Source organism: Streptomyces capillispiralis (assembly GCF_007829875.1).
GTDB lineage: Bacteria > Actinomycetota > Actinomycetes > Streptomycetales > Streptomycetaceae > Streptomyces > Streptomyces capillispiralis.
In genome coordinates, this window is the sequence record NZ_VIWV01000001.1 from 1,148,360 (window position 1) to 1,174,667 (window position 26,308).

General features: G+C 73.0%; 16 protein-coding genes, 1 tRNA gene and 1 pseudogene. 8 read left to right on the forward strand and 10 right to left on the reverse strand.

Annotated elements, in window-relative coordinates; translation table 11 throughout:
• Positions 1-20: 20 nt before the first annotated feature.
• Positions 21-1,409 (forward strand): ROK family protein, encoded by a 1,389-nt coding sequence (locus tag FHX78_RS04545; RefSeq protein ID WP_145866175.1) that lies wholly within the window; start codon positions 21-23, stop codon positions 1,407-1,409.
• 67 nt (positions 1,410-1,476) lie between these two features.
• On the opposite strand, the gene FHX78_RS04550 is transcribed toward FHX78_RS04545, so the two are convergent.
• The 3 genes from FHX78_RS04550 to FHX78_RS04560 form a co-directional block, all read right to left on the reverse strand.
• A complete protein-coding gene (locus FHX78_RS04550) occupies positions 1,477-2,592 on the reverse strand; it encodes a LacI family DNA-binding transcriptional regulator (protein WP_145866176.1) in 1,116 nt (371 codons plus the stop codon).
• Between the two features lie 291 nt (positions 2,593-2,883).
• Positions 2,884-5,325, reverse strand: coding sequence for a glycoside hydrolase family 3 C-terminal domain-containing protein (locus FHX78_RS04555; protein WP_145866177.1), 2,442 nt, complete (start codon positions 5,323-5,325; stop codon positions 2,884-2,886).
• 29 nt (positions 5,326-5,354) lie between these two features.
• Entirely contained in the window at positions 5,355-7,190 is a 1,836-nt protein-coding gene (locus FHX78_RS04560) for a discoidin domain-containing protein (RefSeq protein WP_229924112.1), read from the reverse strand.
• A gap of 210 nt (positions 7,191-7,400) precedes the next feature.
• Between FHX78_RS04560 and FHX78_RS04565 the strand changes: the two genes are divergently transcribed.
• Positions 7,401-8,603 (forward strand): IS110 family RNA-guided transposase, encoded by a 1,203-nt coding sequence (locus FHX78_RS04565; RefSeq protein ID WP_145866178.1) that lies wholly within the window; start codon positions 7,401-7,403, stop codon positions 8,601-8,603.
• Positions 8,604-8,733: 130 nt separating this feature from the next.
• On the opposite strand, the pseudogene FHX78_RS04570 reads toward FHX78_RS04565, so the two are convergent.
• Positions 8,734-9,806 (reverse strand): annotated as a pseudogene (locus FHX78_RS04570) (DUF1996 domain-containing protein).
• Positions 9,807-10,060: 254 nt separating this feature from the next.
• Here FHX78_RS04570 and FHX78_RS04575 point away from each other — a divergent pair.
• Entirely contained in the window at positions 10,061-11,860 is a 1,800-nt protein-coding gene (locus FHX78_RS04575) for a coagulation factor 5/8 type domain-containing protein (RefSeq protein WP_145866179.1), read from the forward strand.
• Between the two features lie 106 nt (positions 11,861-11,966).
• Here the strand turns inward: FHX78_RS04575 and fusA are convergent, their stop codons facing one another.
• The gene (fusA, locus tag FHX78_RS04580; protein WP_145866180.1) at positions 11,967-14,015 is read right to left on the reverse strand and encodes an elongation factor G; all 2,049 of its coding nucleotides are present in this window, start codon (positions 14,013-14,015) and stop codon (positions 11,967-11,969) included.
• A 478-nt stretch (positions 14,016-14,493) separates the two neighbouring features.
• Here fusA and FHX78_RS04585 point away from each other — a divergent pair, with 478 nt between their 5' ends.
• The 4 genes from FHX78_RS04585 (at position 14,494) to FHX78_RS36670 (ending at position 19,985) form a co-directional block, all read left to right on the forward strand.
• Positions 14,494-15,906 carry an MFS transporter gene (locus FHX78_RS04585; protein ID WP_145866181.1) on the forward strand — a complete coding sequence of 471 codons (1,413 nt, stop codon included), beginning with the start codon at positions 14,494-14,496 and terminating at the stop codon, positions 15,904-15,906.
• A gap of 130 nt (positions 15,907-16,036) precedes the next feature.
• Positions 16,037-16,867, forward strand: a complete 831-nt coding sequence (locus FHX78_RS04590; RefSeq protein WP_145866182.1) for an SAM-dependent methyltransferase — start codon at positions 16,037-16,039, stop codon at positions 16,865-16,867.
• Positions 16,868-17,088: 221 nt separating this feature from the next.
• Complete coding sequence (locus FHX78_RS04595) at positions 17,089-18,600, forward strand: hypothetical protein (RefSeq protein WP_145866183.1); 1,512 nt, start codon at positions 17,089-17,091, stop codon at positions 18,598-18,600.
• Positions 18,601-18,851: 251 nt separating this feature from the next.
• Positions 18,852-19,985 carry a trypsin-like serine peptidase gene (locus FHX78_RS36670; protein WP_167531679.1) on the forward strand — a complete coding sequence of 378 codons (1,134 nt, stop codon included), beginning with the start codon at positions 18,852-18,854 and terminating at the stop codon, positions 19,983-19,985.
• Between the two features lie 67 nt (positions 19,986-20,052).
• Here the strand turns inward: FHX78_RS36670 and FHX78_RS04605 are convergent, their stop codons facing one another.
• From FHX78_RS04605 to sucC, 5 genes are all read right to left on the reverse strand, one after another.
• Complete coding sequence (locus FHX78_RS04605; protein ID WP_145866184.1) at positions 20,053-20,382, reverse strand: hypothetical protein; 330 nt, start codon at positions 20,380-20,382, stop codon at positions 20,053-20,055.
• Between the two features lie 164 nt (positions 20,383-20,546).
• Positions 20,547-20,631, reverse strand: a tRNA-Leu gene (locus FHX78_RS04610).
• A gap of 174 nt (positions 20,632-20,805) precedes the next feature.
• Positions 20,806-22,350 (reverse strand): aldehyde dehydrogenase family protein, encoded by a 1,545-nt coding sequence (locus tag FHX78_RS04615; RefSeq protein WP_145866185.1) that lies wholly within the window; start codon positions 22,348-22,350, stop codon positions 20,806-20,808.
• A 54-nt stretch (positions 22,351-22,404) separates the two neighbouring features.
• Positions 22,405-23,289 (reverse strand): succinate--CoA ligase subunit alpha, encoded by an 885-nt coding sequence (gene sucD, locus FHX78_RS04620; RefSeq protein ID WP_145866186.1) that lies wholly within the window; start codon positions 23,287-23,289, stop codon positions 22,405-22,407.
• A 14-nt stretch (positions 23,290-23,303) separates the two neighbouring features.
• Entirely contained in the window at positions 23,304-24,434 is a 1,131-nt protein-coding gene (gene sucC / locus FHX78_RS04625; RefSeq protein WP_145866187.1) for an ADP-forming succinate--CoA ligase subunit beta, read from the reverse strand.
• A gap of 191 nt (positions 24,435-24,625) precedes the next feature.
• On the opposite strand from sucC, the gene FHX78_RS04630 reads away from it, so the two are divergent.
• Positions 24,626-26,308: a thiamine pyrophosphate-binding protein gene (locus FHX78_RS04630; RefSeq protein WP_145866188.1), complete on the forward strand. Its 1,683-nt coding sequence runs from the start codon at positions 24,626-24,628 to the stop codon at positions 26,306-26,308.

A 26,308-nucleotide genomic window follows, 5' to 3' on the forward strand; every position in this document is an offset into this window, starting at 1 on the left:
GGCCACGGAGGAGGGGCCGGATGGCCAAGCGGATCGGACGCACCGTCCGTGACCTGCGGCGGGAGAACCGCACCGCCGTTCTGCAACGGTTGTATTTCGACGGCCCGATGAGCAGGCTCGCCCTCGGGTCGGCCGCCGGGCTCAGTTCGGGTTCCGTCAGCAACGTCGTCGCCGAACTGCTCACCGAGGGACTGGTGGAGGAGGCGGGCAGCCTCGGCGCGGACGGCGGCCGGCCCCGCACCCTGGTCCGTGTCGCGGCGGACCGCGGCCGCCTGATCGGCGTCGACGTCGGCGAAACACGGGTGCGGGTCGAGCTGTTCGACCTGTCGATGACGGAACTGGCCCGCGCGGAGCGGCCGTTGCCCGGCCACGGCAGGCGGTCCTACGACGTCGGCGTGGTCGCCGGCCACATCCTCGACGGCATCGCGGAGGTGCTCGGCACGGGCCCCGGCGCGGGCGCGAGCCTCGGACCCAGCTGGGGCCCCGGGACGGGCGTCGGGGCCGGGGGTGGTGCCGGGGCCGGTGAGCTGCTGGGCATCGGCATCGGCGTGCCCGGGATCGTCGAGCACACCGCGGACGGCCCCCTCGTGCACGGTCAGACCATCGGCTGGGACGCCGTACCGCTGGAGCGTCTGCTGCGGGCGTCGGGACGGCTGCCCGCGCAGGTGCCGCTGTTCACCGACAACGGGGCGAAGACGCTGGGGCAGGCCGAGATGTGGTTCGGCGGCGGCCGCGGGGCGCGCAGCGCCGTGGTGGTGCTGTTCGGCTCCGGGGTGGGCGCGTGTGTCGTCGGCGACGAACTGGAGCGGGGCCGCGCGCTGGAGTGGGGCCATCTGACGGTGCGGGTGCGCGGGCGCCGGTGCCGCTGCGGTGCGCGGGGGTGCCTGGAGGCGTACGCGGGCGCGGAGGCGCTGCTCGCGCGCTGGCGGGAGGAGGGCGGCCGGCCCCCGCGCGGGGCCGACGAGGAGGCCGCGCTGACCGCGATGCTCGCCGCCGCCCACCCGGCGGACGGTGGCGCACCGGACCCGGTGGCGGCGCGGGTCCTCGAGGAGACGGCGGAGTACCTGGGCGCGGGCCTCGCCGACCTGATCAACCTCTTCCAGCCCGAACGGATCCTCGTCGGCGGCTGGGCCGGCCTCCAGCTCGGCGCGCGCTTCCTGGAGTCGGTGCGCGCACACGCCCTGGACCACTCGCTGCGGCACCCGGCGGCCCGGGTCCGCGTCGCGCTCGGCCGGCTGGGCCCGGACGCGGTGACGGTGGGCGCCGCCACCCTGCCCCTCGCGGCGTTCTTCGCCCGCGGCGGCTACCGCGCACCCGCCGGCTCCCCGGCACCGGCACCGGCGTGGCGGGCGGCCCTGGGCGCGAGGATGGCGGGGACCGGACCGGCTGTGGGAGGACGCGCCGAATGATCGTCCGGCCGGCCCTGCCGCACCCCGGCCGGGACACCCTCGTGTGTCGTGTCCGGGCCGGGTGGGGCTACGCGGAGTCCCGTACCACCAGTTCCGGATCGAAGATCACCGATGTGGGTTCGGCGCGCCTGCCCCTGATGTGGTCGTCGAGGAGGCCGGACATCGTGGCCGCCATCTCCTCCACCGGCTGGCGGACGGTGGTCAGCCGGGGCCGGCAGGTGACGGCCACGCTGGAGTCGTCGAAGCCGACGACCGCGACGTCCTGCGGCACCCTTCGCCCGTGGTCGCGCAGGACCTGGACCGCCCCCTGGGCCATCAGGTCGTTGCCGGCGAACACCCCGTCGGCATCGGGGTGTTCGGCGATCAGCGAGGTCATCGCCGCCATGCCGCTGTCGACCGTGAAGCCGCCCTCCGCCACCGGCACGAAGGGCTTCCCGTGCCGGGCGAGGGTGTCCCGGAAGCCGGCCAGGCGTTCCTGGCTCGCGGGGACGGCGAGCGGTCCGGCCACGGTGACGATCCGGCGGCAGCCGCGGGCCAGCAGGTGCTCGGCGGCGAGCCGGCCGCCCTCGCGGTGGGCGAGGTCGACGTAGCTGAGCGGCACCGGACGCCCGGGGCGGGCGAACAGCACCGCCGGCAGCCGGGCTTCGGCGAGCAGTGCGGGCAGCGGGTCGTCGGGGTGGGTGGACACGACGAGCGCCCCGTCCGCGCCGCCCTGCCGGAGGTACGTCACGACCTCCTGGCGGGTCTCGGGGGTCTCGGCGAACATCAGCACCGGGTGCATGGAGCGCGGCCGGAGGTGACCGACCACGCCGCCCACGACCCGGCCGAAGAACGGGTCGGCGAACACCCGGGTGGCGAAGGCGATCTGCTCCCGGTCGGGCCGGGGCCCACGCTCCGCCGGCCCGTCCGCTTCCGCTTCCCCCGTCCCGTGCGTGTCCTCCCCGCCCGCCTCCGGTCCGTCTCCCGCGCCGGAGACGACCAGCGCCACGGTCGTCGTACGGCGTGTGACCAGTTGTCTGGCGGCCTGGTTGGGGGCGTAGCCGGTCCGTTCGATGGCCCGGCGGACCAGGTCCTGGATGGCGGGGTCCACGTTGCGGACGCCGTTGACCACCCGGGAGACGGTGGCCCGGGAGACGCCGGCCTCCCGCGCCACGTCCTCCAGGGTCGGGGCCTGTCTGCTCATGACCGCACCCTAACCGGCGGGGCCGCCCGCCCGGTAGAGCGCTCTCCCGCACCGGGACGCGTGACATCCTGGCACGCTCTCCCCGCCCAGGAGGGGTGGCATCCTGGCACGCTCTCCCCGCCCAGGAGGGGTGGCATCCTGGCACGCTCCCGCGCCCCGGGACGAACGGCATCCTGGCACGCTCCCCCGCCCCGCGACAGGTCGCGTCCTGGCAGGCTCCCCCGCCCCGCGACGGGTGGCATCCTGGCACGCTCCCCCACCCCGACGCGCTCCCCCGCCCCGGAGCAGGTGTCACCCCGGCGGGCGGACCACCACCCCCGCCGCCAGCGGCAGGTCCCCCGCCGAGCGTCCCGCCAGCACCCGGCAGGGTCCCGGCTCGACGCGCCAGGCGTGCTCCTCGACCGACCAATGGCGCAGTGCCCGTGCCGGGATCCGCACCGGCGCCGTCACCGTCTCCCCCGGCCCGGCGTGCACGGCCGCGTACCCGGCGAGCCAGCGTTCGGGGTGGTCGACCGGTCCGGGCGGCCGGGACAGGTACACCTGGACCACCTCCCGTCCCGCCCGCCCACCGGTGTTGCGCACGCGCACGCGGACCGTCAGCTCCTCCCCCGCCTCCCAGGCGGACGGGACGGTCAACTCCTCGTACGCCCAGGTGGTGTAGCCGAGCCCATGGCCGAACCAGTAGGCGGGGGTGCGGCGTTCGCGCAGCCAGCCGCGGTAGCCGATGTGCAGGCCCTCGTCGTAGGTGAGGCGGCCGTCGACCGGGCGGGTGCGGGTGACCGGGGCGTCGGCGAGGGCGGCCGGCCAGGTGGTGGGCAGCCGTCCGCCGGGCTCGGCGCGCCCGAAGAGCACGTCGGCCAGCCCGCCGCCGCCCTCCTGCCCGGGGAACCACGCCAGCAGGACGGCGCCCGCCGCCTCGCGCCACGGCATCTCCACCGGACCGCCGCTGTTGACCACGGCCACCGTGCGCGGATTGGCGGCGGCGACGGCGTGGACCAGCGCGTCCTGGGTGTCGTCGAGGGCGAGAGCCGTCCGGTCGTACCCCTCCGACTCGCCGTGCTCGGTGGTGCCGACGACCACGATCGCCGCGTCCGCCGCCCGGGCCGCGCGGGCCGCCTCCGCCAGCGCCGCGGTGACGTCGGGGGCGGGCGGTGCCGCGCTGACGACGGTGGCCCGGCCGGTGCCGGGGGCGAGTTCGCGGCGGGCCGTCAGCAGGGCGTCCCGGCCGGCCGCCAGATCGGCGGTCGCGCACCGGGCGGGCGGGTTGACGTGGACGACCGCCGGATCGTCGGTCGGCGGCGAGAACGTTCCGTCCAGGAGGACGCGTCCGTCCAGGCTCAGGCTCATCCGCCCGAAGCCCGCGACACCCAGCGTCCAGCGGCCCCCGGTGCGGGGGCGCACCAGGGCGCTGATCTCGACGGTGTGTGCGCCCGGCACCAGCCGGGGCTCCAGCAGCCGTCCGCCGGCGCGCCGCTCGGCGTACAGCTCGGCGCCGGTGGCGTCCAGCACGCGCAGCAGCACGCCGGGGCGGCCGGAGCGCGGTTCGGTGCACAGCTCGGGGTCCAGCGCGGGCGGCGGGCCGTCCGGGCGGGGGCCCGGGACGTGGACGACGCGGGCCCGGCCGCGCAGCGCGGCCCGGATGCCGTCCAGGAAGGACACCTCGCCCTGGGGGAAGACGCCCGCGCTGCCGCCTCCCTGGGTGCGGGTGCGTGCGGCGTGCGCGCCGATCACGGCGACCGTGGTGAGGCGGCCGGGATCCAGGGGCAGTACGTCCCGGTTGCTCAGCAGGACCGTTCCCGCAGCGACCGCCCGCCGGGCCAGCGCCCGTACGTCGCGGGTGCGCGCCGGGGCACGGACGGGCGGGCGTTCGTCGCCGAGGGCGCCACAGCGGGCAGCAAGCCGCAGCAGGCGCCGTACCTTGTCGTCGACGGCCGCCCCGGGCACGCCGCCGTCGGCGACCGCGCGGGCCAGGGCCTCGCCCCAGGGGCCGTCCGGTCCGGGCATGGCGAGGTCGAGCGCCGCGCGCCCGGTGCGCACGGTGTCGCGCACCGCGCCCCAGTCGGAGACGACGACGCCGTCGAAGCCCCACTCGCTCTTCAGCGGGTCGGCGAGCAGGTCGCTCGCGGTCATGGTGGTCCCGTCGACCGCGTTGTAGCCGGCCATGACCAGCCGGACCCCGGCGGCCACCGCGGCCTCGAAGGGCGCGAGGTACACCTCCCTGAGGGCCCGTTCGCCGACGCGTACGTCGACGGTGAGCCGGTCGGTCTCGGAGTCGTTGGCGACGTAGTGCTTGGCCGTAGCGGCCACCCCGCCCGCCTGGACGCCGCGGATGAGGGCGGCGCCGATGCGGCCGGTCAGTTCGGGGTCCTCGGAGAAGCACTCGAAGTGCCGGCCGCCCAGGGGGCTGCGGTGCAGGTTGAGGGTGGGGGCGAGCAGGACGTGCACGCCCTTGCGCCGCGCCTCGGCGGCGAGTAGGCCGCCGAGGCGTTCCACGAGGGCCTCGTCCCAGGTGGCGGCGAGCGCGGTGGCGGACGGCAGCAGCACGGAGGTGCTGCGCTCGTCCCACGCCTGTCCGCGCACGCCCGCCGGACCGTCGGACATCACCAGCTCCCGCAGTGCCACGGCCGGTTCGGCGCGGGTGCGCCAGGTCGTGGCGCCGCTGAGCAGCAGCGCGCGGACGCGCGGTGTCAGTTTGCCGAGCAGCCGGTCGATGTCTTCCTCGCTCGTTCCCACCCGTCCCCTCTCCTTGTCGTGATGGGGCGTCAGCCGTAGACGCCGAACTCGTACAGCGAGTAGCCGTAGCCGGTGCCGCGCGCGGTGCCGTTGACCCGGACGTAGCGGCCGGTGCCGGTCACGTCGAGGGTGTCGACGCCGCCGTTGCCGTCGGTGACGGTGCGCACGGTCCGCCAGTTCTGTCCGTCGTCGGAGGTCTGGACGGTGTACGCCTTGGCGTAGGAGGTCTCCCAGTACAGCTGCACGTGCCGGAACGTGGTGCGTGTGCCGAGGTCCACCCGCAGCCACTGGGGATCGCTCCAGTCGCTGGCCCACCGGGTGTCGGGGTCGCCGTCCACGGCGTTGCCCGCGGGGCAGGGGCAGTCGCCGTAACTCGGCTGGTACGACGAGGCGGTGGCCGGCCTGCCCAGCGCCACGTTCGTGCCGTCCACGGCGGGCGGCACGACCCGCGCCGAGAGGGTCTCCACGCCGACGTTGCCCCTGCCGTCCGTGGCCTTGACGTACAGCTTCCACACCCCGGGCCGGTCGGGTGCGGTGACCCTGAGGCGTCCGCCGCCCAGGTCGGTGTGGGGCAGCGTGGTCAACTGCTTGCTCTGGTCGATGTAGTTGCTGTTCGCCTGCACCTCGTACGCGATCGGGTCGCCGTCCGGGTCGGTGGCCCGCACGGTGAGCACCAGGTCCTTGCCCGCCTGCACCTGGCCCGCGTCGCCCTCGACGCCGAGGCCGGAGAGCACCGGTGGTGTGTTGTCACCGGCGCCGGAGCCGCCGTACGCACGCTTCACGGCGTAGTACGACAGCCGCTTCTGGCCCGCCGGGAGGAGGTTGAACCAGATGCCGCCGAAGTCGTACTCGGTGCCGTAGTGGAAGAGGGTCGCGCCCAGGGCGACGCCGCGGTGCCCGGTGACGCAGTCCCACGCCTTGGTGTAGCCCTCGGCCTTGGCCTGGTCGGCGGGCTCCTTCGGTACACCGTTGGCGTCGTCGGGTACCTCCCACTCACCGGCCGGGCCCGACTCGGTGACGATGTACGGCTTGGTGTAGCCGCCCTGCTCCCAGGCGGCCCGGACGTCGCAGACGGCGTCGTAGGCGTTGACGGCGTACAGGTCGAGGTCGGGGGCGTTCTTCTTGTAGTAGGGCCAGGCGCCGACCCAGGCGTCGGTGGAGGTGACGGGGTGGCCGGGGTCGACGGCGTGGATCCTCTTCGTCACGTCGTTGACGAAGGTGGTGTAGGCGTCGCGCTGCCGTTCGAGTTCGTCGCCGCTGTAGCAGTTCTGCAGGCCGAGGACCGACTCGTTGCCCACGTTCCACATCAGGACGCCCGGGTGGTCCTTGTACTCCTGCACCCAGCGGGGGAACTCGGCGAGCATCCGCTCCTTGTACGCGGTGTCGGTCAGGTAGTTGACGCAGCCGCCGCTGCCGGGGCCGCCGCCGGGCTGGAGCCAGAAGCCGGCGATGACCTTGACGCCGTGCGCGGCGGCCGAGTCGAGCAGCGGCCTGCTGCTCGCGTCGGTGCCCCAGGTGCGGATCGTGTTGACGCCCATGGACTTCAGGTCCGGCATGTACCGCTCGGCGTCGGCGGCGGCGGGGCCCCAGGTGAGGCCCTTGATCTGGTAGGGGCTGCCGTCGACGGTGAGTTGCCAGGAGCCCTGGCTGCCGGTGACCTTCACGGTGCTGCCGGCCGCGGCCGCCTGCGGGGCGGGCAGCGCGGTGAGGGCACCGGCCGTGAGCAGGCCGGCGGTCAGGGAGGTGGCGAGCCGGCGGGTGGTCGAGGAGGCGGTGGCGAGCCGACGGGTGGTCGAAGAGGCGGTGCGTCTGCCGAGCGCCGGGGAGGTTCCGGATCCGCTCGTGCGCGGGTGTGGTCGGGTCATGGGGGTCCTTAAGAATGTTGGGCGGTCCGGGAGGACCGGGTGTGGCTGATGGGGTGTTTGCCGTTGATGGCTCCCGGAGAATGGCCGCCCGGTCCTCCGGGACGCTCCGACTGCTGATTGAGAACTGCGGGCATCGCTGGTTAAGGACCTGTCGGCGGAGTGTTCCCCGGGCCACAGAAGTGCTGGTCACGGTGGAACGGAGCGACGGGCTTGAGCAGGGCTCACGCGCGGATATGGGTCGGCATCGACGCAGGCAAGGGGCATCACTGGGCGGTGGCGGTGAACGCCGACGGTGAGACACTGTTCTCGACGAAGGTGCTCAACGATGAGGCCCAGATCCTGACGCTGATCGACACGGCCCGGGAGAAGGCCGACGAGGTGCGGTGGGCGGTGGACATCTCCGGCCGTGCCTCCGCCCTGCTGCTGGCCCTGCTGATCGCGCACGGTCAGCAGGTGGTCTACGTGCCCGGTCGCACTGTCAACCGGATGACCGGCGCCTACCGCGGTGAGGGCAAGACCGACGCCAAGGACGCCCTGGTCATCGCCGACCAGGCCCGCATGCGCCGGGACTTCGCCCCGATCGGGACTCCGCCAGAGCTGGTTTCCACACTGCAGCTGCTGACCGGCTACCGGCGGGACCTGATCGCCGACCGGGTCCGGCTCATCAACCGGCTGCGCGACCTGCTGGTCGGCATCTGCCCGGCCCTGGAGCGGGCATTCGACTACTCCGCCTCCAAGGGCCCGGTCGTCATGCTCACCGAGTACCAGACCCCGGCCGCCCTGCGGCGGATCGGCGTCAAGCGGCTGACCACCTGGCTGGAACGACGCAAGGTCCGCAGTGCCGACACCGTCGCGGCCAAGGCCGTCGAGGCCGCCCAGTCCCAGACCACCGCCCTGCCCGGCGAGGCCCGGGCCGCCAAGCTGGTGCGCGACCTGGCCCACCAGCTCCTGGCCCTGGACGAACGGATCAAGGACAACGACCAGGAGATCCGCGAGACCTTCCGCACCGACGACCGCGCCGAGATCATCGAGTCCCTGCCCGGCATGGGCCCGATCCTGGGTGCCGAGTTCGTCGCAATCGTCGGGGACCTCTCCGGCTACCGCGACGCCGGACGCCTGGCCTCGCACGCCGGCCTGGCGCCGGTGCCTCGCGACTCCGGCCGCCGCACCGGCAACTACCACCGGCCCAAACGCTACAACCGGCGCCTGCGCTGGCTGTTCTACATGTCCGCGCAGTCCGCGATGATGCGACCGGGACCTTCGAGGGACTACTACCTCAAGAAACGCGCCGAGGGCCTGATCCACACGCAGGCATTGCTCGCACTCGCCCGCCGACGGGTCAACGTGCTGTGGGCGATGCTGCGTGACAAGAGGCTGTTCACCTCCGTCCCGCCAGTCACGCAGGCGGCTTGACACGATCATTGAGATTCTCCGGGGGTGGGGGGTGGCCCGGCCGGCGTGGGGCGAGGACGGCCGGGCCTCTCGGTGGTCGGTGACTGGTGGCCGGTGACTGGTGGCCGGTGGTCGGTGGGGCATGGGCGGGTCAGGGCAGTTCGTAGTCCTCGTTCAGGGCCGCCCCGGCCTCCGGGTGGGTCTCGTCGTAGCCGCGCGCGTTGCACTGCAGACCGCCGACGACGCAGTGGTCGACGAGGGCCTTCAGGGTGGGCTCGTCCCAGGCGTTGAAGAAGTCGTAGTGGAACGAGTAGCCGGGCCCGCTGGACAGCCGGACCCGGGACAGGTCGCCGTTGACCGGAAAGGCCATCTTGAACTCGATCATCGGCAGGGCGACCGGGTGACTGGCCGGGCAGATGTCGTTGTTGGTGCCGGGGTTGACCACCGGGTAGGCCATGTGACTCTGGTGGTCGGGCGTGTCCAGGTAGCGCCCGTCCCAGCAACTGGGCGCCTGGAAACGGATGTTGACCTGGACGTCCTGGCGGTCCGGGCAGTCGGCCGGGAAGTCGACGTTGAAAAGCTGTCACCGCACTCCCAGCCCTCGACGAAGCCCGGGTGGTCGCGGAACTGCCGGGCGCTCTGCAGGGGGCTGCCGACGACGTACCGCAGCCCCTTGGGGAAGGGCCGCACGCTCGTGTAGTCGGTGACGCCCGCCTTGTAGTAGATGACCTGCGGGCCCACCGGCAGCACCGGTGTGTCGCCGTCGTACATGGTCGGCATCCAGTACGCCGACCGGTCGCCGGGGGCGAGGCAGGTGGTGGTGCCGGCGGCGAGCGACGCCGTGGTGCTGTGCGCTTCGGTCGTGGTGTTGCCCATGAAGGTGTGGTCGTGCGACCTGCCCGGCTGCCGCGGGTAGACGATCGGGTCGTCGGGCGCGGTGTGGGTGACCGAGCAGTTGGCCTGGAACTCGTGGAAGTAGCGGCGCGGGGGTTCCTTCGTGGACGGGGTGACGCCGGTGACCGGCGGGTTCGCGGGGATGTAGCCGTCGCCGTCGGGATCCTCGGGCGAGGCGGCGGCCGAGGCCGCCATGGTGTGCCCGGCGTGCGCCGCCGGGGCTGCGGCGCCGGGGTCGGCGCTCGCCGCGACGGTGCCGACGCCGATCGAGGTCAGCAGTAACGCGGTCGCGACGAGGGTGCCGGACAGAACTCTTGATCTCCGTGGCATGGAGACCTCCTGAGGGGGTCGGGAACATCTCGGAGAGCGCTCTCCCGTGTTCGGAGTGTTGAGCGCCGCACGGGAAGGTGTCAAGGGATCCGGCACGAGGAGCAACGGGCCGCACGGTCACACTTGTTGAAGGCGGCGCAGGTGGGACTGTCGTAACTCTTGACGTGTCCCGCACACGGATGAAGCATGCACTTCCAGAGAGCGCTCCCCCACCCCCACTGCGTTCATGTTCCGAACAAGGAGAGAGCCGCCGCATGCCCACTTCCCCCACGAACTCCGCCGTGCCCGAGAACTCCGGTGTACGGCGACGGGCCCTCCTCGGCGCGGCCGCGGCCGCCCCCGTACTGGCCGGGCTCTCCGGCACCGCCGCCTCCGCGGCGCCCGGCTCGCGCAGGCGTCCCCGCGCCCTTCCCGGCGGTGGTGACCTGGGTCCGAACGTCATCGTCTTCGACCCGTCCACCCCGGACATCCAGGCCCGCCTCGATGAGATCTTCCGGCAGCAGGAGTCGGCCCAGTTCGGCACCGGCCGCTACCAGTTGCTGTTCGAGCCGGGCACGTACAACGGGCTCAACGCGCAGATCGGCTTCTACACCTCGATCTCCGGTCTCGGCCTCTCCCCCGACGACACCACCATCAACGGTGACGTGACGGTCGACGCCGGCTGGTTCGACGGCAACGCCACCCAGAACTTCTGGCGTTCGGCGGAGAACCTGGCCCTCGTCCCGGTCAACGGCACCAACCGCTGGGCGGTCGCCCAGGCCGCGCCGTTCCGCCGGATGCACGTCCGCGGCGGGCTCAACCTGGCGCCCGACGGGTACGGCTGGGCGAGCGGCGGCTACATCGCCGACAGCCGCGTCGACGGCACCGTCGGCCCGTACTCGCAGCAGCAGTGGTACACCCGCGACAGCTCGGTCGGCGGCTGGACCAACGGCGTGTGGAACATGGTGTTCTCCGGTGTCGACGGCGCCCCCGCGCAGGGCTTCCCGAACCCGCCGTACACCACGCTCCAGACGACACCCGTCTCCCGCGAGAAGCCGTTCCTGTACCTGGAGGGCGGCCAGTACCGCGTCTTCCTGCCCGCGCTGCGCACCGACGCCCGCGGCGTCAGCTGGGGCAACGGCACCCCGCGCGGCACCTCCCTGCCGCTGGAGCGCTTCTACGTCGCCAAGCCCGGCGACTCGGCCGCCACCCTCAACCAGGCCCTCGAACAGGGCCTCGACCTGCTGCTCACGCCCGGCATCTACCACGTCGACCAGCCGGTCCGGGTGGACCGGGCGGACACCGTGGTGCTGGGCCTGGGGTACGCCACCCTGATCCCCGACAACGGTGTCACCGCGCTGCGGGTCGCCGATGTCGACGGCGTACGGCTGGCCGGCTTCCTGGTCGACGCCGGGCCGGTGAACTCCCCCGTGCTGCTGGAGGTCGGGCCGGAGGGCGCCTCCGCGGACCACTCCGCCAACCCCATCACGGTCCAGGACGTGTTCATCCGGATCGGCGGCGCGGGCCCCGGCAAGGCGACCACCAGCCTGGTGATCAACGCCCGGCACACCGTCGTCGACCACACCTGGGTGTGGCGCGCCGACCACGGCGACGGCGTCGGCTGGGAGACCAACCGCTGCGACTACGGTGTCGTCGTCAACGGCGACGACGTCCTCGCCACCGGCCTGTTCGTCGAGCACTTCAACAAGTACGACGTGCAGTGGAACGGCGAGCGGGGCCGCACGATCTTCTTCCAGAACGAGAAGGCGTACGACGCCCCCGACCAGGCCGCCATCCAGAACGGCTCCCTCAAGGGCTACGCCGCCTACAAGGTCGGCGACCACGTCACCGCCCACGAGGGCTGGGGCATGGGCAGTTACTGCTACTACAACGTGAATCCGGGCATCGTGCAGCACCACGGCTTCGCCGCGCCCGAGCGGGACGGGGTGCGCTTCCACAGCCTGTCGGTGGTGTCGCTGAGCGGCAACGGGCAGTACGAGTGCGTCATCAACGACACGGGGTCGCCGACCTCGGGTACCGACACGGTGCCGTCGACGGTGGTGTCCTACCCCTGATCCCGGTGCCGGGGGCACGCGCCGACCGACGCCGGCGGTTCGGAGCGTGCCCGCGCGGCACCGGTGGCGGCCCCTCCCGGGTGTGCGGGAGGGGCCGCCGTCCCCGTCACCGGACGGGCGACGCGACCGGCGCCGGGGCGTACCCGGTGGGCCGGGTGGTGAAGGTGCCGCGGCCCTGGGTGCGGCTGCGCAACCGGGTCGCGTAGCCGAACAGTTCGGCCAGCGGCACGGTCGCGGTGACGACCGCCGCGCCCGCCCGGGTGACCGAGCCGCTCACCCGGCCGCGCCGCGCGGCCAGGTCGCCGAGCACGCCGCCCACCGCGTCCTCGGGCACGGTGACCGTGACCTCGGCGACCGGCTCCAGCAGCACCAGCGCGCAGGCCCGCAGGGCGTCCCGCAGTCCGAACCGGCCGGCGGTGCGGAAGGCGGTGTCCGAGGAGTCCTTCACATGCGTCGACCCGTCGGTGAGCGTGACCCGCAGCCCGGTCACCGGGTGCCCGCCCAGGGGTCCCCCGGCCAGGGCGTCCCGGCAGCCGGCCTCGACCGCGCGGACGTACTCCTGCGGCACGCGCCCGCCGACGACCGCCGAGCGGAACTCGAACCCGGACTCCGGTGACGCGAGCGGTTCGACGTCGAGCACGACATGGGCGAACTGGCCCGCCCCGCCGTCCTGTTTGACGTGCCGGTACACGAAGCCGGACACACCGCGGCCGACGGTCTCCCGGTGACTGACCCGCGGCCGGCCGACGTTGACGCCCAGCGCGTGCTCACGGCGGATCTTCTCCACCGCGACCTCCAGGTGCAGCTCGCCCATGCCGGACAACACGGTCTGGCCGGTCTCGGTGTCGGTGCGCACGACCAGCGAGGGGTCCTCCTCGACGAGCCGTGCGAGCGCCGACGCCAGCCGCCCGGTGTCGGTGCCCTTCAGCGCCTCGACCGCGACGGAGACGACCGGTTCGGCGACGCCGGGGGGCTCCAGGAGCAGCGGGGCGTCCGGCGCGCACAGGGTGGCGCCGGCGCGGACGGACTTCAGTCCGACCACGGCGACGATGTCCCCGGCCACCGCACGGTCGAGCTGGGCGTGCCGGTCGGCGCGCACCCGCAGGACGCGGCCGACGCGCTCGGCGCGGTGTGCGGTCGCGTCCCACACGGTGTCTCCCTTCCCGATCGTCCCGGAGTAGACGCGGAGGTAGGTCAGGCGCCCGGTCGAGGTGGCGTTCACCTTGAACGCGAGCGCGGTCAGGGGTGCCGCCGGGTCGGCGGCCCGTTCCCGCTCGGTGCCGTCGTCGTGCGTGCCGCGCACCGGCGGCACGTCGAGCGGCGACGGCAGGTAGGCGAGTACGGCGTCCAGCAGCGGTTCGATGCCGCGGTTGCGGTAGGCGGAGCCGCACAGGACGACGACGGCGTCACCGTCGCGGGTCAGGTCCCGCAGGGCCGGGCCGAGCGTGGCGTCGCTGAGCGAGCCGGTGTCGCAGAACTCCTCCAGGGCGCCCGGATGCAGTTCGGCGACGGCCTCCTCCAGCAGTCGGCGCCGCCGGTCCGCCTCCTCGCGCAGGCCGTCCGGCACCGGTGCCGGGCCGGCGGCCTCCCCTTCGTCGGTCCAGGTCAGCGCGCGCATGCGCACCAGGTCGACGACACCGGTGAAGGTGTCCTCCGCCCCGATCGGCAGCTGCACGGCCAGCGGCGCGGGGTGCAGCCGCTCCCGGACGGAGGCGACGGCGGCGTCCAGGTCGGCGCCGGCCCGGTCCATCTTGTTGACGAACGCGATGCGCGGTACGCCGTGCCGGTCGGCCTGCCGCCACACCGACTCGCTCTGCGGTTCCACGCCGGCGACCGCGTCGAACACGGCGACGGCGCCGTCGAGGACGCGCAGGGAGCGCTCCACCTCGTCGGCGAAGTCGACGTGGCCCGGGGTGTCGATGAGGTTGATCCGGTGGCCGTCCCAGGCGCAGCTGACGGCGGCGGCGAAGATGGTGATGCCCCGGTCGCGTTCCTGCGGGTCGTAGTCGGTGACGGTGGTGCCGTCGTGGACCTCGCCGCGCTTGTGGGTGGTGCCGGTGGCGTACAGGATCCGCTCGGTGACGGTGGTCTTGCCGGCGTCGACGTGGGCGAGGATGCCGAGGTTGCGGACGGCGGCAAGGGGGTTGGTGCGCATGGCCCGTGGCCTTTCGGATGATCCGGGAAAGGGCGGCGCGATTGTTCCGGCGCACGGCGGCGCACGCCCCTGGACGGCAGGGGGTGCGGGTTCAGACGTGCGTCACGGATTCCGGTGCCGGCCGCGCAGCGGGCGCCGGACGGCCGGAGACACCAGGATCACCACGGACCGGCGGGACCGGGAACGGGGAGCGGCGACGACGGCGCGAGCACGCACGGCCGGACTCCCCTCACTGGTCATGGGCGCACCGCCCGGTGGTGGGCGGTGCCTGCCCGGCGAGTGTAGGGAGGGGCGGGAAGGCCCGGCCACCCCTTTTCGGCGTCTCACATACCGGTATGGCGTTCCTGATAATTGAGATGTCTGAGATCTTTGGGTGACCCGCACCGTGCACGCGCCCCTCCCGTGCGGGGGACGCGTGGCGTCGTGCGGGCCGTCGGCGCACGCCTCCGACGGCCGTTCTACCCGGAAAGACCGTGAAATGCCCGCACCCACCACCAGTCCGGCCCCGGCCCCCGTCAACTCGCGGTCCCGCGTCCTCATCGCGAGCCTCATCGGCACGACGATCGAGTTCTACGACTTCTACATCTACGCGACCGCCGCCGTCCTGGTCTTCCCCACGCTCTTCTTCCCGAGCAGCGACCCGACCACGGCGCTGCTGTCGTCGTTCGCGGTGTTCGGCGCCGCGATGGTCGCCCGCCCGATCGGCGCCGTGGTCTTCGGACACCTCGGCGACCGGCTCGGACGCAAGGGAACGCTGGTGGCCTCGCTCCTCACCATGGGCATCGCCACCTTCCTGATCGGTGTGCTGCCCACCTACGAGCAGGCCGGCTGGATCGCCACCGCGCTGCTGGTGCTGATGCGGCTCGCGCAGGGCTTCGCCCTCGGCGGTGAGTGGAGCGGCGCCGCCCTGATCGCCACCGAGAACGCCCCGCGCGGCAAGCGCGCCCTCTACGGCACCTTCCCGCAGCTGGGCGCACCGCTCGGCTTCATCATCGGCAACGGCCTCTTCCTGATCATCGGCGCGCTGCTGCCGTCCGCGGCGGGCGCCGACCCGTCGCAGCCCTCGGAGGCCTTCCTGACGTGGGGCTGGCGCGTGCCGTTCCTGTTCTCCGCGGTGATGGTCGCGATCGGCCTGTGGGTGCGGATGCGGCTCGTGGAGTCGACGGTCTTCGCCAGGACCCGGGAGGCTGGTCTGGTGCGGAAGCTGCCGCTGGCCACCGTCTTCCGCAACCACTGGAAGCAGCTGGTCCTGGGCACCTTCTTCATGCTGGCGACGTACGTGCTCTTCTACCTGATGACCACGTTCTCGCTGAGCTACGGCCGCACGCCCGAGGACGCCGCCGTGCCCGGCCTCGGCTACAGCTACACCACCTTCGTCCTGATGATGATCTTCGGTGTGCTGTTCTTCGCCGTGTTCACGCTGGTCTCCGGCCCGCTCGCCGACAAGTACGGCCGGCGCGGCACGCTGATCCTGGTCACCGCCGGCATCCTGGTCTTCGGTCTGGCGTGGGTGCCGCTGATCGGCCTGGGCACGCTGGGCGTGGTGCTGTGGCTGGTGCTGGGCTTCACGCTGATGGGCATGACGTTCGGCCCGATGGGCGCGCTGCTGCCGGAGCTGTTCCCGACGAGCGTGCGCTACACGGGCTCCGGCATCTCGTACAACGTCAGCTCGATCCTCGGCGCGGCGGTCGCCCCGTTCATAGCGGTGGCCCTGTGGGAGGCCGGCGACGGCTCGCCGTGGCTGGTCGGCGTCTACCTGTCGGCGATGGCACTGCTGACGCTGGTCGCGCTACTCCTCGGCAAGGAGACGAAGGACGTGACGCTCGACGAGGGCGAGGCCCCCACCGCCCCCGCCCTGGACGAGGACCGCGCCGCCACCGCGTCCTCCTGAAACGGCATCCCGCCGCGGCCCCCTTCATCCCCGCGGGAGAGGCAGGGGGCCGCGGCGCGTTCCGCCGCCCCGGGATCAGCCTGCCCCGGGATTCCGGAACGCCGGTGGGCGGTCGGCGTCGCGGGGGAGGATGGTCGTCATGACGGTTGACGGCCCCTCCATCGACTCCACCAGGCCCAGCATCGCCCGCGTCTACGACTACCTGCTCGGCGGCAAGGACAACTACGCCGTGGACCGGGAGGTCGGCGACGTGTTCTTCCGCGACCTTCCCGGTTCGGTGGCCATCGCCTTCGCCAACCGCGCCGCCCTGACGCGGGCGATCGCGCAGATCGTCACGACCACCGGCGTGCGGCAGTTCATCGACCTGGGCAGTGGTCTGCCGACCGCCGACAACGTCCACCAGGTCGCGCAGCGGCACGCCCCGGAGTCCCGGATCGTGTACGTCGACAACGACCCCCAGGTGCTGGTCCACGGCTGTGCGCTGCTGGAGCAGAACGACCGGACCCGGGTCGTCCGGGCCGACGTACGCGATCCCGAAGGCGTCCGCACCCACCCGGAGACCCTGGAACTGATCGACTTCGACCGCCCCGTCGCCGTCATCTTCAGCGCCATCCTCCACCACGTCAACGACGAGGAGGACCCGGCCGGCATCGTCCGCCACTGGCGCGACCACGTGCCCTCCGGGAGCTACTTCTTCCTCAGCCACTTCCGTTCCGGCGACAACCCGGAGACGGTGGAGGCCGAGCGGGTCCTCCAGCGGACCTTCGGCCGCGGCCGGTGGCGCACCGACGAGGAGATCGCCTCCCTGCTGGACGGTCTGGAGATCCTCGACCCCGGGATCGTGCCCGCGCCCCTGTGGCGCCCCGACACGGCCCCCAACCCGTGGAGCACCGGCGGTGCGGAACGGGAACTCAGCGTCTGGCAGCACCTCATCGTCGCCGGGCTGGCCCGCAAGGCGTAGACGCGGTCGGTGACCGTGTCGTGGGCGGTCACCGCGGCAGTTCACCGGAACGGGCGACGATGTCACCCGAAAGCCCTCACCTCACGCGGTTCCGTCCCCCCTTCGCCCCGTGCCCCCTACCGTGGACCCGCCGCCCGAACACCGCCCGCTGCGGCCGCGCATGGCGGCGGTGACACGCAGGACACGGAAGACCGAGAAGGAACGGGATGACACGGGCCGCGGTGACTGAGTGGGACGAACGCGTGCCGGGGCGCCGCTGGACGGTGCGTCTGGACCCCGTCGGCCGGGGCAGCGCGGAGGTGCGCGTCACGTGCAGCCGGCCCGCCTGTGCCGAGCTGCGTCTGCCCTCGGCGACGGCGGGCCGCGCGGCCGCGGCCGCCCATCTCATGGCGCATCTGCGTGCCGCTCCCGCCCCGGGAGCCGGTACCTACTGCGCGTGCAGGGCCGAGGGCTGTCGCGCCCATCTCCCCGGCACCGGCGGGCAGGCGCGTACCGAACCCTGGCGGTGCGGCGGGCCGGTCGTCCTGGCGGTGGTCACCGACCGGGCGGGACGCTGGTGGCAGGCCCTGGAGTGCTGTTCGACGTGCGCCGCCGCCACTCCCGGAGCGCGGACCGCGGACCCCTCGCGGCCGTCCGGGCCCCGGACCACCGCCCGCCCGACGCCCGCGGCGGCGGGCCCGGGCGGGCCACGGTTCTCCGACCGGCAGGTCGCCGCCGGTGCGGCGGTTCCCGCGCCCCGCCCCGAACCCACGCGGCGGTGCCGCCCGCCGGAGGAGAGGGTCGGCCGCCGTGTCATCCCGCGCGACCTGCGGCCCGTGTCCCTGCGGGACGAACTCGTCGAACTCGGTGACCTCTTCCGCGCCTACCAGAAGCGCGCGGAACCCGACCTGGCGATGCTGGCCGGTCTCCAGGAGCGCAAGGCCCGCGCCTTCCTCACCTGGTCCGCTGTCAGCTGCGACGTCACCCTGCGGCTCGAAGCGACGCGCGCCGAGCGGGCCGCCGCCGTCATCCGGCGCCAGCACCAGCACCGCACCGGCTGTGTGACGGACGGCGACGAACCGGGCGTGGTGCGCCTGCTGACCGTACCGAAGCAGTGGGATTACGCGCGCTCCGTCCTGGCGTACGTGGCCGCGCACGCGCCGCTGCCCGGACCGGAGGCACGGCTGCTGGTGCTGATGCTGACCCTGCGCACCGCGCACTCCGGCACCGGCAACCTCGTCGGCCAGGACCTCAGCGGGCTGGGCCTGACCGATCCGGAGGCCCTGGTCGAGCAGCTGACCGGCTGCGGCTGGCTGGACCTCCCCGGCACGGTGGGCGACCTGCTCACCTCCCGGCCGGAGAACCCCACCCCGATCACCGTGCCCTCCCTGACGCCCGACGCTGCGGCTCCCCTCACGTTCGGCAGGAAGACACGGCCCAAGCTGTCCGGCTGGGCCCAGAGAGTCGTCTCGGACAAGAAGCTCCGCAAGGCGAAGGCCCCGGCCGGCACCCGGCTGCTCGCCCTGACGCTGGCCACGCGGACCGACCTCGCGGGACACCTCGGCCCCGGTGGCGAGGGCATCGCCCTGAGCACCCTCGCCGAGCAGGTCGCACTGCCCCCCGGCGAACTGCCGCCCTTGATCGACCGGTTGACGGCGCTCGACTGGCTCACCGAGACCGTCCTCACCGACACCCACCTCACCGCCCGCCTCACCGAACGCGTCCTCCCCCTCACCTGCCCCCTCCTGGAGTGACCCGCACCCCCTGGGAGCCCCAGGACCGCTCCGCTCCGGCACGGCCGCAACGCCTGTGCGCGCACTCGGGATTGCCGCGCCTCGCGCCCGGCGGACGGGACACAGGACGTCACGGGTGGGCGGGGCGGTCGACCCGCTTGTGTCAACTACCGAATGTGCACGGGAGGTTCACCGATCGACTCCGGTCCCTGTGGTTCACTGCCGAGGCGCGACAGGACGTGACGAACCGTCAACGGAGAGGTGTCGACCCCGTGCACATACGCCGCACTCGCAGCGCCGCCACCGCGTTACTGCTCGCGGTGGCGCTGATACCCGCCACCCTCACCACCGCGTCGGCGGCCGACGCGCCCGCCCCCACGCCCGCCGCACCGGGCGTGACGTCCGGCCGGCAGAGCACCGACCCGCAGAAGGTCCGTGACTTCTGGACACCCGAGAGAATCGCCCGCGCCCTGGCGAACGAGAAGAAGGACCAGGCCCGCATCGCCCGCGACGCCACGCTCGCCGGGGCAGCGGCCGAAGCGCCCGAGGACAGGGTCAGGAGCACCGCCCCGCGGCTGACGGCCGAGGCTCCGCGGGTCCTCCCCGCGCGGCAGGCGGGCGTGTCGGCGACCGCGGCGGCGGCCGACGTCCCCGAGATGCCCGTCGCGCAGGAGGTGCCGTTCCCGCAGAACGCCCCCGCGATCGTCGTCGGCAAGATCCTCTACACCGACGACGCGGGCGAGGAGCACGGCTGCAGCGGCGCCTCGGTCTCGGCCGACGGCAACAACACCGTCTGGACGGCGGGCCACTGCGTGCACCCGGGCGACGGGCGCGGCGCCGACGGCTTCTACGACCTGGTGCTCTTCATCCCGGGCTACAGGGAAAGCCTCGAAACCCCCGGTGAGTACGACGCCCCGTGGGGCGAGTGGGTCGCCCAGTCGTTCGTGGCCCCGGAGGCGTGGACCCAGGACCGGGACTACGAGGACGCCGACCTGGCCGCCTTCACCGTCGAGGCCCCGGCCGGCTACACGAACCTCACCGACACGGTGGGCGCGCTCGGCTACAAGTTCGGGTACGGCTCGGACTGGCCGGACATCATCGACTCCGGGTTCCCGGGCGAGGGCTACCAGCGCACCGACATGGACGGGTACACGCAGTTCTACTGCACCGGTGACGTCGTGGACGCTATGGACTGGAACCCGTTGGACAACCGGCTCGAGATGAACTGCGACATGGGCGGCGGCGCGAGCGGCGGCCCGATGGCCACTCCCGAGGGGCAGATCGTCGGAGCGAACTCCCACGCCGAAGTCGACGACCAGGACCAGCGGATCAACGATCACCTGTACTCGTCCGACCACGGCGACCAGGCCGTCGCGGTGATCAACGCGATCAACGACGCGAACTGACCCCACACGGCCCCGGGAGGCGGACCCCGGCCCGGCCCCGCGCGGTCGTGGCCAGGGTCCGTCCCCTTCAGCCGTCCACGCGTCGGTCCATGCCCGGGTCGACGTCCTCGGCGCTCGGAGCGTTGACCATCCGCTGGTGCAGGTAGCGGCCCCGGATCTCGTCCGTGGTCAGCAGGTCCCAGCCCTCGGGCAGCTCCTTGCCCGCGTCCTCGAGCTCGGCCGTCCACGCCTCGACCAGTTCCGCCCGGGTCGTCGGTACCGGCGACGCCGCCGACCGGGCCGCGCCGACCGTCACCGGAGGCGTCTCGTCCTCCTGGACGGACATCACCACGAACGTCAAGGCCCCGCCCGCCGCGAACGCCGCCAGGGCCAAGCCCCACACCCGCCTGCGTGTCATCCCGCTCCCCTCACGAGCCGCCCTCACCCGTACCGTGCCACAGCTCCACGGGCAGGACCGAGGCCCGGCACCCACGCCGCCCGTATCTCCCCATCCGTGTGCGCCGCGTGCAGAGACGAGCGATGGCCCCGACCGTGCTGGTCGGGGCCATCGATGGTGCGCGGTGTCCGAGGGGGGACTTGAACCCCCACGCCCGATAAAGGGCACTAGCACCTCAAGCTAGCGCGTCTGCCATTCCGCCACCCGGACAAGGTGTCTGCCGCCGTGCCGGGGTGTTCCCCCCGTGGCGACATGGACAACCATACCAAGCTTTCGCAGTGCCTTTCACCTGCGTTTTCCGTGCGTCCGATGGCGGTCCGCGCCTCGTGGGCGCGGACCGCCGCCCGTGCACGGTGGGTGTCCGGACGGTTACGGCCGGGCGGCTCACGGCATCAGCTGGTACTCCGGGAAGTTGCCGGGCAGCCGCTCCCCGGCGGGCCCCTGGGTGACGGCGCGGACCAGCAGCTCGCCGCCGACGAACGCGCCCCGCCAGGACGCGCCGAAGCCGCCGAACAGCTCGTCGCGGTCGCCGCGGGATCGGGGGACCCCGTGGCCGACCTTGAAGGCGCGGATGTGCGGGGCCAGCCGGTCGTAGGTGGACCGGTCGTCCGTGGACAGGGTGGCCACCAGGGCGCCGTTGGACGCGTTCATGGCGGCCAGCAGTTCCGCCTCGGTATCGACCAGGACGATGGTGTCGACCGGGCCGAACGGCTCCGCGTGGTGCAGCGGGGAGGAGCGGGGCGGGTCGAGCAGCGTGACGGGCTGGACGTAGGCCGAAATGTCCTGGCCGGGCAGGAAGCGGGCGTCGGACGGGGTGCCCCGGTGCAGGGGGACGGCGCCGCGGTCGACGGCCTCGGCGACCTGGTCGTGCAGTTCCTTCGCCTTGGCCGCGTTGATCACGGGCCCGAAGTCCAGCGCCGGGCAGGGGTCGTCGGGGTGTTCCACGGCCAGCGGGTGGCCGACCCGGAGGGTGCGGACCGCGGGAAGGTACGCGGCGAGGAAGTCGTCGAAGAGCCGGCGCTGGACGACGAAGCGCGGGTAGGCGGTGCAGCGCTGCTTGCCGTAGTCGAACAGTGTGGGGATCACCGCGCCGAGGGTGTCCCAGTCCGAGTGGTCCCAGATGCCCCAGGTGTTGAGCCCTTCCTGTTCGAGGATGTGCCGTTTGCCGAGGTCGGCGACGGCGGTGGCGACGGCGGCCCCGGAGTCGCGGCCGCCGACGAAGGAGACGCAGCCGACCTCGGGCGCCCGCACCAGTGCCTCGGACAGCTCGCCTCCGCCGCCGCTGACGAGGGTGACGGGCAGGCCCTCGCGGGCGGCGAGCGCCGAGGCCAGGGTCAGGCAGGCGACGCCGCCGTCGGTCGGGGTCTTGGCGATGACCGCGTTGCCCGCGAGTGCCTGCACCAGCATGGCGTGCACGAGCACGCTCATCGGGTAGTTCCAGCTGGCGATGTTGGAGACGGGCCCGTCGAGCGGGGCCCGTCCGGTGAGCATCGCGTCGATGCCGTCGACGTACCAGCGCACGCCGTCGATGGCCCGGTCGACGTCCGCCCGGGCGAGCCGCCACGGTTTGCCGATCTCCCAGACGAGGAGGAGGGCGAGCAGTTCGCGGTGCTGGGCGAGGGCGTCGAGGGTGGCCGCGACGCGGGCGCGGCGTTCCGGCAGCGGGAGGTGGCGCCAGGCGCGGTGCTGGTCGAGCGCGGCGCGCACGGCCTGCCGGGCGGTGGCCCGGTCCAGGCGTGGCGGGCCGGCCACGGGGCCGCCGTCGACGGGGCTGACGGCGGGCAGGGTGCGGCCGTCGGCCTGCCAGGCGGCGTTCCAGAGGTTGAGGACGCGGTCGTCCCGGAAGGCCTCGGGGGCGACGGCGAGGCAGCGCTGCCAGGCGTCGGTCCAGGAGGTGCCGGATTTGAGGGTGAGGGTGGGTGGTGGCATGCGGTTCGCTCCGCTCTCGGTGCACGGTCGAGAGAAAGGGGAGGCCGAGGGTTCTCAGCCGCCGGCGTTCAGGACGGCGAGGACCTGCCGCGCCGTCTCCGTGGGCGTGTCGCCGACCCTGACCCCGGCCGCCTCCAGGGCTTCCTTCTTCGCCCGCGCCGTACCGGACGAGCCGGAGACGATCGCGCCGGCGTGGCCCATGGTGCGGCCCTCGGGTGCGGTGAAGCCGGCGATGTAGCCGACGACGGGCTTGGTGACGTGGTCGCGGACGTAGGCGGCCGCGCGTTCCTCGGCGTCGCCGCCGATCTCGCCGATGAGGACGATCAGGTCGGTGTCGGGGTCCTCCTGGAAGGCGGCCAGGCAGTCGATGTGGGTGGTGCCGACGACGGGGTCGCCGCCGATGCCGACACAGGTGGAGAAGCCGGTGTCCCGCAGCTCGTGCATGAGTTGGTAGGTGAGCGTGCCGGACTTGGAGACCAGGCCGATACGGCCCGGTGTGGTGATGTCGGCCGGGATGATGCCGGCGTTGGACTGTCCGGGGCTGATCAGGCCGGGGCAGTTGGGGCCGATGACCCGGGTGCCCCTGCGGCGGGCGTGCTCGACGAAGGCGACGGAGTCGTGGACGGGGATGCCCTCGGTGATGACGACCGCGAGTCCGATGCCGGCGTCGGCGGCTTCGGTCACGGCCGGCCTGGCGAAGGCGGGTGGCACGAAGACGACGGTGACGTCGGCTCCCGTGGCGTCCATGCCCTCGGCGACCGAGCCGAAGACGGGCACCCGGCGGTCGTCGAAGTCGGCGTTCCGGCCGGCCTTGCGCGGGTTGACGCCGCCGACGACGTTGGTGCCGGCGGCGAGCATCCGCCGGGTGTGCTTCATGCCCTCGCCGCCGGTCATGCCCTGGACGAGGACCCTGCTCTCCTTGGTGAGGTGGATGGCCATGTCGTCCGGTCTCCTCAGGGTGTGGTGGCGAGGTGGGCGGCCCGGCTCGCGGCGCCGTCCATGGTGGGGACCTGTTCGACGAGCGGGTGCGCGTGCGCGTCGAGGACGGCCCGGCCGCGGGCCGCGTTGTTGCCGTCGAGGCGCACGACGAGCGGTTTCGTCAGCCGGACGGTGTCCAGGGCGCGGACGATGCCGTCGGCGACCGCGTCGCAGGCGGTGATGCCGCCGAAGACGTTGACGAGGACGGATCTCACGGACGGGTCGGAGAGGATGACCGACAGGCCGTCCGCCATGACCTGCGCCGAGGCGCCGCCGCCGATGTCGAGGAAGTTGGCGGGGCGGGCACCGCAGCCGGCCACCACGTCGAGGGTGGCCATGACGAGTCCGGCGCCGTTGCCGATGATGCCGACCTCGCCGTCGAGCTTGACGTAGGTGAGGCCCTTGGCGGCCGCGGCGGCCTCGAGCGGGTCCTGGGGGGTTTCGTGCCCGGCCCCCCGACGCGTCCGGCGGAAGCTCGCGTTGTCGTCGAGGGTGACCTTGCCGTCGAGGGCCGTGATCCGTCCGTCGCGGGTGCGGACGAGCGGGTTGACCTCGACGAGCAGGGCGTCCTCGCGGACGAGGACCTCCCACAGCCGGACGAGGACGTCGACGGTCTGCGGCGGCAGTCCGGCCGCCTCGGCGATACGGGACGCCGTCGCCGGGGTGACGCCCTCGGCCGGGTCGACGGGGACGCGGGCCACGGCCTCGGGACGGGTCGCGGCGACCTCCTCGATGTCCATGCCGCCCTCGGCGGAGGCGATCGCGAGGAAGCGGCCGGCCGCGCGGTCGAGGACGTAGGAGACGTAGAACTCCTCCTCGATGTCGACGGGCCGGGCCAGCATCACCGTGCCGACCGTGTGGCCCTTGATGTCCATGCCGAGCATCTGACGTGCCGTCAGTTCGGCGGCGGCCGGGTCGGCGGCGAGCTTGACGCCGCCCGCCTTGCCGCGCCCGCCCGTCCTGACCTGCGCCTTGACGACGACGCGGCCGCCGAGCCGACGGGCGATCTCACGGGCCTTTTTGGGTGAGTCGGTGACCTCGGCCCGCGGCACCACGATGCCGTGTTCCTCGAAGAGTTCCCTTGCCTGGTGTTCGTACAGGTCCATCTCGGCTCCTGTCTGCGAAGTCGCCGGAAGGTCCGAGAGGTGGCCGGAGGCCGACGACCGAAAAGTGCCGCGCACCCCCTGGACACCACCCATCGGATGCGGGATAACAAGCTTCATACAGTATTCGTCGACTGTATGCAATGTACCGCGAGAGCGTTCCCCGCCCCCCAGGAAGGGACAAGGACTTCGCCATGCCCGACGAAACCCAGGACGTCATCTCCGGCGGTCACCTCGTCGCCAAGGCCCTCAAGGCCGAGGGCGTCGACCGCATCTACACACTGTGCGGCGGCCACATCATCGACATCTACGACGGCTGCGTCGACGAGGGCATCGAGGTCGTCGACGTACGGCACGAACAGGTGGCCGCCCATGCCGCCGACGGCTACGCCCGGATCACGGGCAAGCCCGGCTGCGCCGTCGTCACCGCGGGGCCGGGGACGACCGACGCCGTCACCGGAGTCGCCAACGCCTTCCGCGCGGAGTCCCCGATGCTGCTGATCGGCGGTCAGGGGGCGCTGACCCAGCACAAGATGGGGTCGCTGCAGGACCTGCCGCACGTCGACATGATGAACCCCATCACCAAGTTCGCGGCGACGGTGCCGGACACGGCGCGTGCGGCGGACATGGTGTCGATGGCGTTCCGCGAGTGCTACCACGGCGCGCCCGGGCCCTCCTTCCTGGAGATCCCGCGCGACGTGCTCGACGCCAAGGTGCCCGTGCCCAAGGCGCGCGTGCCGCGGCAGGGCGCCTACCGGGCCTCGACCCGCTCGGCCGGCGACCCCGAGGCGGTCGAGAAGCTGGCCGACCTGCTGGTGCACGCCGAGAAGCCGGCGATCCTGCTCGGCAGCCAGGTGTGGACGACCCGGGGCACCGAGTCGGCGATCGAGCTGGTGCGCACCCTCAACATCCCCGCGTACATGAACGGCGCGGGGCGCGGCACGCTGCCGCCCGGCGACCCGCACCACTTCCAGCTGTCACGGCGCTACGCCTTCTCCAACGCCGATGTCATCGTGATCGTCGGTACGCCCTTCGACTTCCGCATGGGCTACGGCAAGCGGCTCTCCCCCGACGCGACCGTCGTCCAGATCGACCTCGACTACCGCACCGTCGGCAAGAACCGCGACATCGACCTCGGCATCGTCGGCGACGCGGGGCTGGTGCTGAAGTCGGTGGCCGAGGCGGCCTCCGGACGCGTCAACGGCGGCGCGTCCCGGCGCAAGGAGTGGCTGGACGAGCTGCGGGCCGCCGAGCAGACCGCCCTGGACAAGCGGCTGCCGCAGCTGCGGTCGGACGCCTCGCCGATCCACCCCTACCGGCTGGTCAGCGAGATCAACGACTTCCTCACCGAGGACTCGATCTACATCGGCGACGGCGGCGACATCGTCACCTTCTCCGGGCAGGTCGTGCAGCCCAAGTCGCCCGGGCACTGGATGGACCCGGGCCCGCTCGGCACCCTCGGCGTCGGTGTCCCCTTCGTGCTGGCCGCCAAGCAGGCACGGCCCGACAAGGAGGTCATCGCCCTCTTCGGCGACGGCGCCTTCTCCCTCACCGGCTGGGACTTCGAGACCCTCGTCCGCTACGACCTCCCCTTCGTCGGCATCGTCGGCAACAACTCCTCGATGAACCAGATCCGCTACGGCCAGGCCGCCAAGTACGGCAAGGAGCGCGAGCGGGTCGGCAACACCCTCGGCGACGTCCGGTACGACGAGTTCGCGCGGATGCTGGGCGGTCACGGCGAGGAGGTCCGCGACCCCGCCGACATCGGCCCCGCCCTGCGCCGCGCCCGCGAGTCGGGCAAGCCGTCGCTGATCAACGTCTGGGTGGACCCGGACGCGTACGCCCCCGGAACCATGAACCAGACCATGTACAAGTGA

Bases quoted from the DNA above. Each gene is read 5' to 3' on its own strand.
- FHX78_RS04545 (WP_145866175.1), top strand. From the start codon at position 21: ATGGCCAAGCGGATCGGACGCACCGTCCGTGACCTGCGGCGGGAGAAC.
- FHX78_RS04550 (WP_145866176.1), bottom strand. From the start codon at position 2,592: ATGAGCAGACAGGCCCCGACCCTGGAGGACGTGGCGCGGGAGGCCGGC.
- FHX78_RS04560 (WP_229924112.1), bottom strand. From the start codon at position 7,190: ATGACCCGACCACACCCGCGCACGAGCGGATCCGGAACCTCCCCGGCG.
- FHX78_RS04575 (WP_145866179.1), top strand. From the start codon at position 10,061: ATGCCCACTTCCCCCACGAACTCCGCCGTGCCCGAGAACTCCGGTGTA.
- fusA (WP_145866180.1), bottom strand. From the start codon at position 14,015: ATGCGCACCAACCCCCTTGCCGCCGTCCGCAACCTCGGCATCCTCGCC.
- FHX78_RS04585 (WP_145866181.1), top strand. From the start codon at position 14,494: ATGCCCGCACCCACCACCAGTCCGGCCCCGGCCCCCGTCAACTCGCGG.
- FHX78_RS04590 (WP_145866182.1), top strand. From the start codon at position 16,037: ATGGTCGTCATGACGGTTGACGGCCCCTCCATCGACTCCACCAGGCCC.
- FHX78_RS04605 (WP_145866184.1), bottom strand. From the start codon at position 20,382: ATGACACGCAGGCGGGTGTGGGGCTTGGCCCTGGCGGCGTTCGCGGCG.
- FHX78_RS04615 (WP_145866185.1), bottom strand. From the start codon at position 22,350: ATGCCACCACCCACCCTCACCCTCAAATCCGGCACCTCCTGGACCGAC.
- sucD (WP_145866186.1), bottom strand. From the start codon at position 23,289: ATGGCCATCCACCTCACCAAGGAGAGCAGGGTCCTCGTCCAGGGCATG.
- sucC (WP_145866187.1), bottom strand. From the start codon at position 24,434: ATGGACCTGTACGAACACCAGGCAAGGGAACTCTTCGAGGAACACGGC.
- FHX78_RS04630 (WP_145866188.1), top strand. From the start codon at position 24,626: ATGCCCGACGAAACCCAGGACGTCATCTCCGGCGGTCACCTCGTCGCC.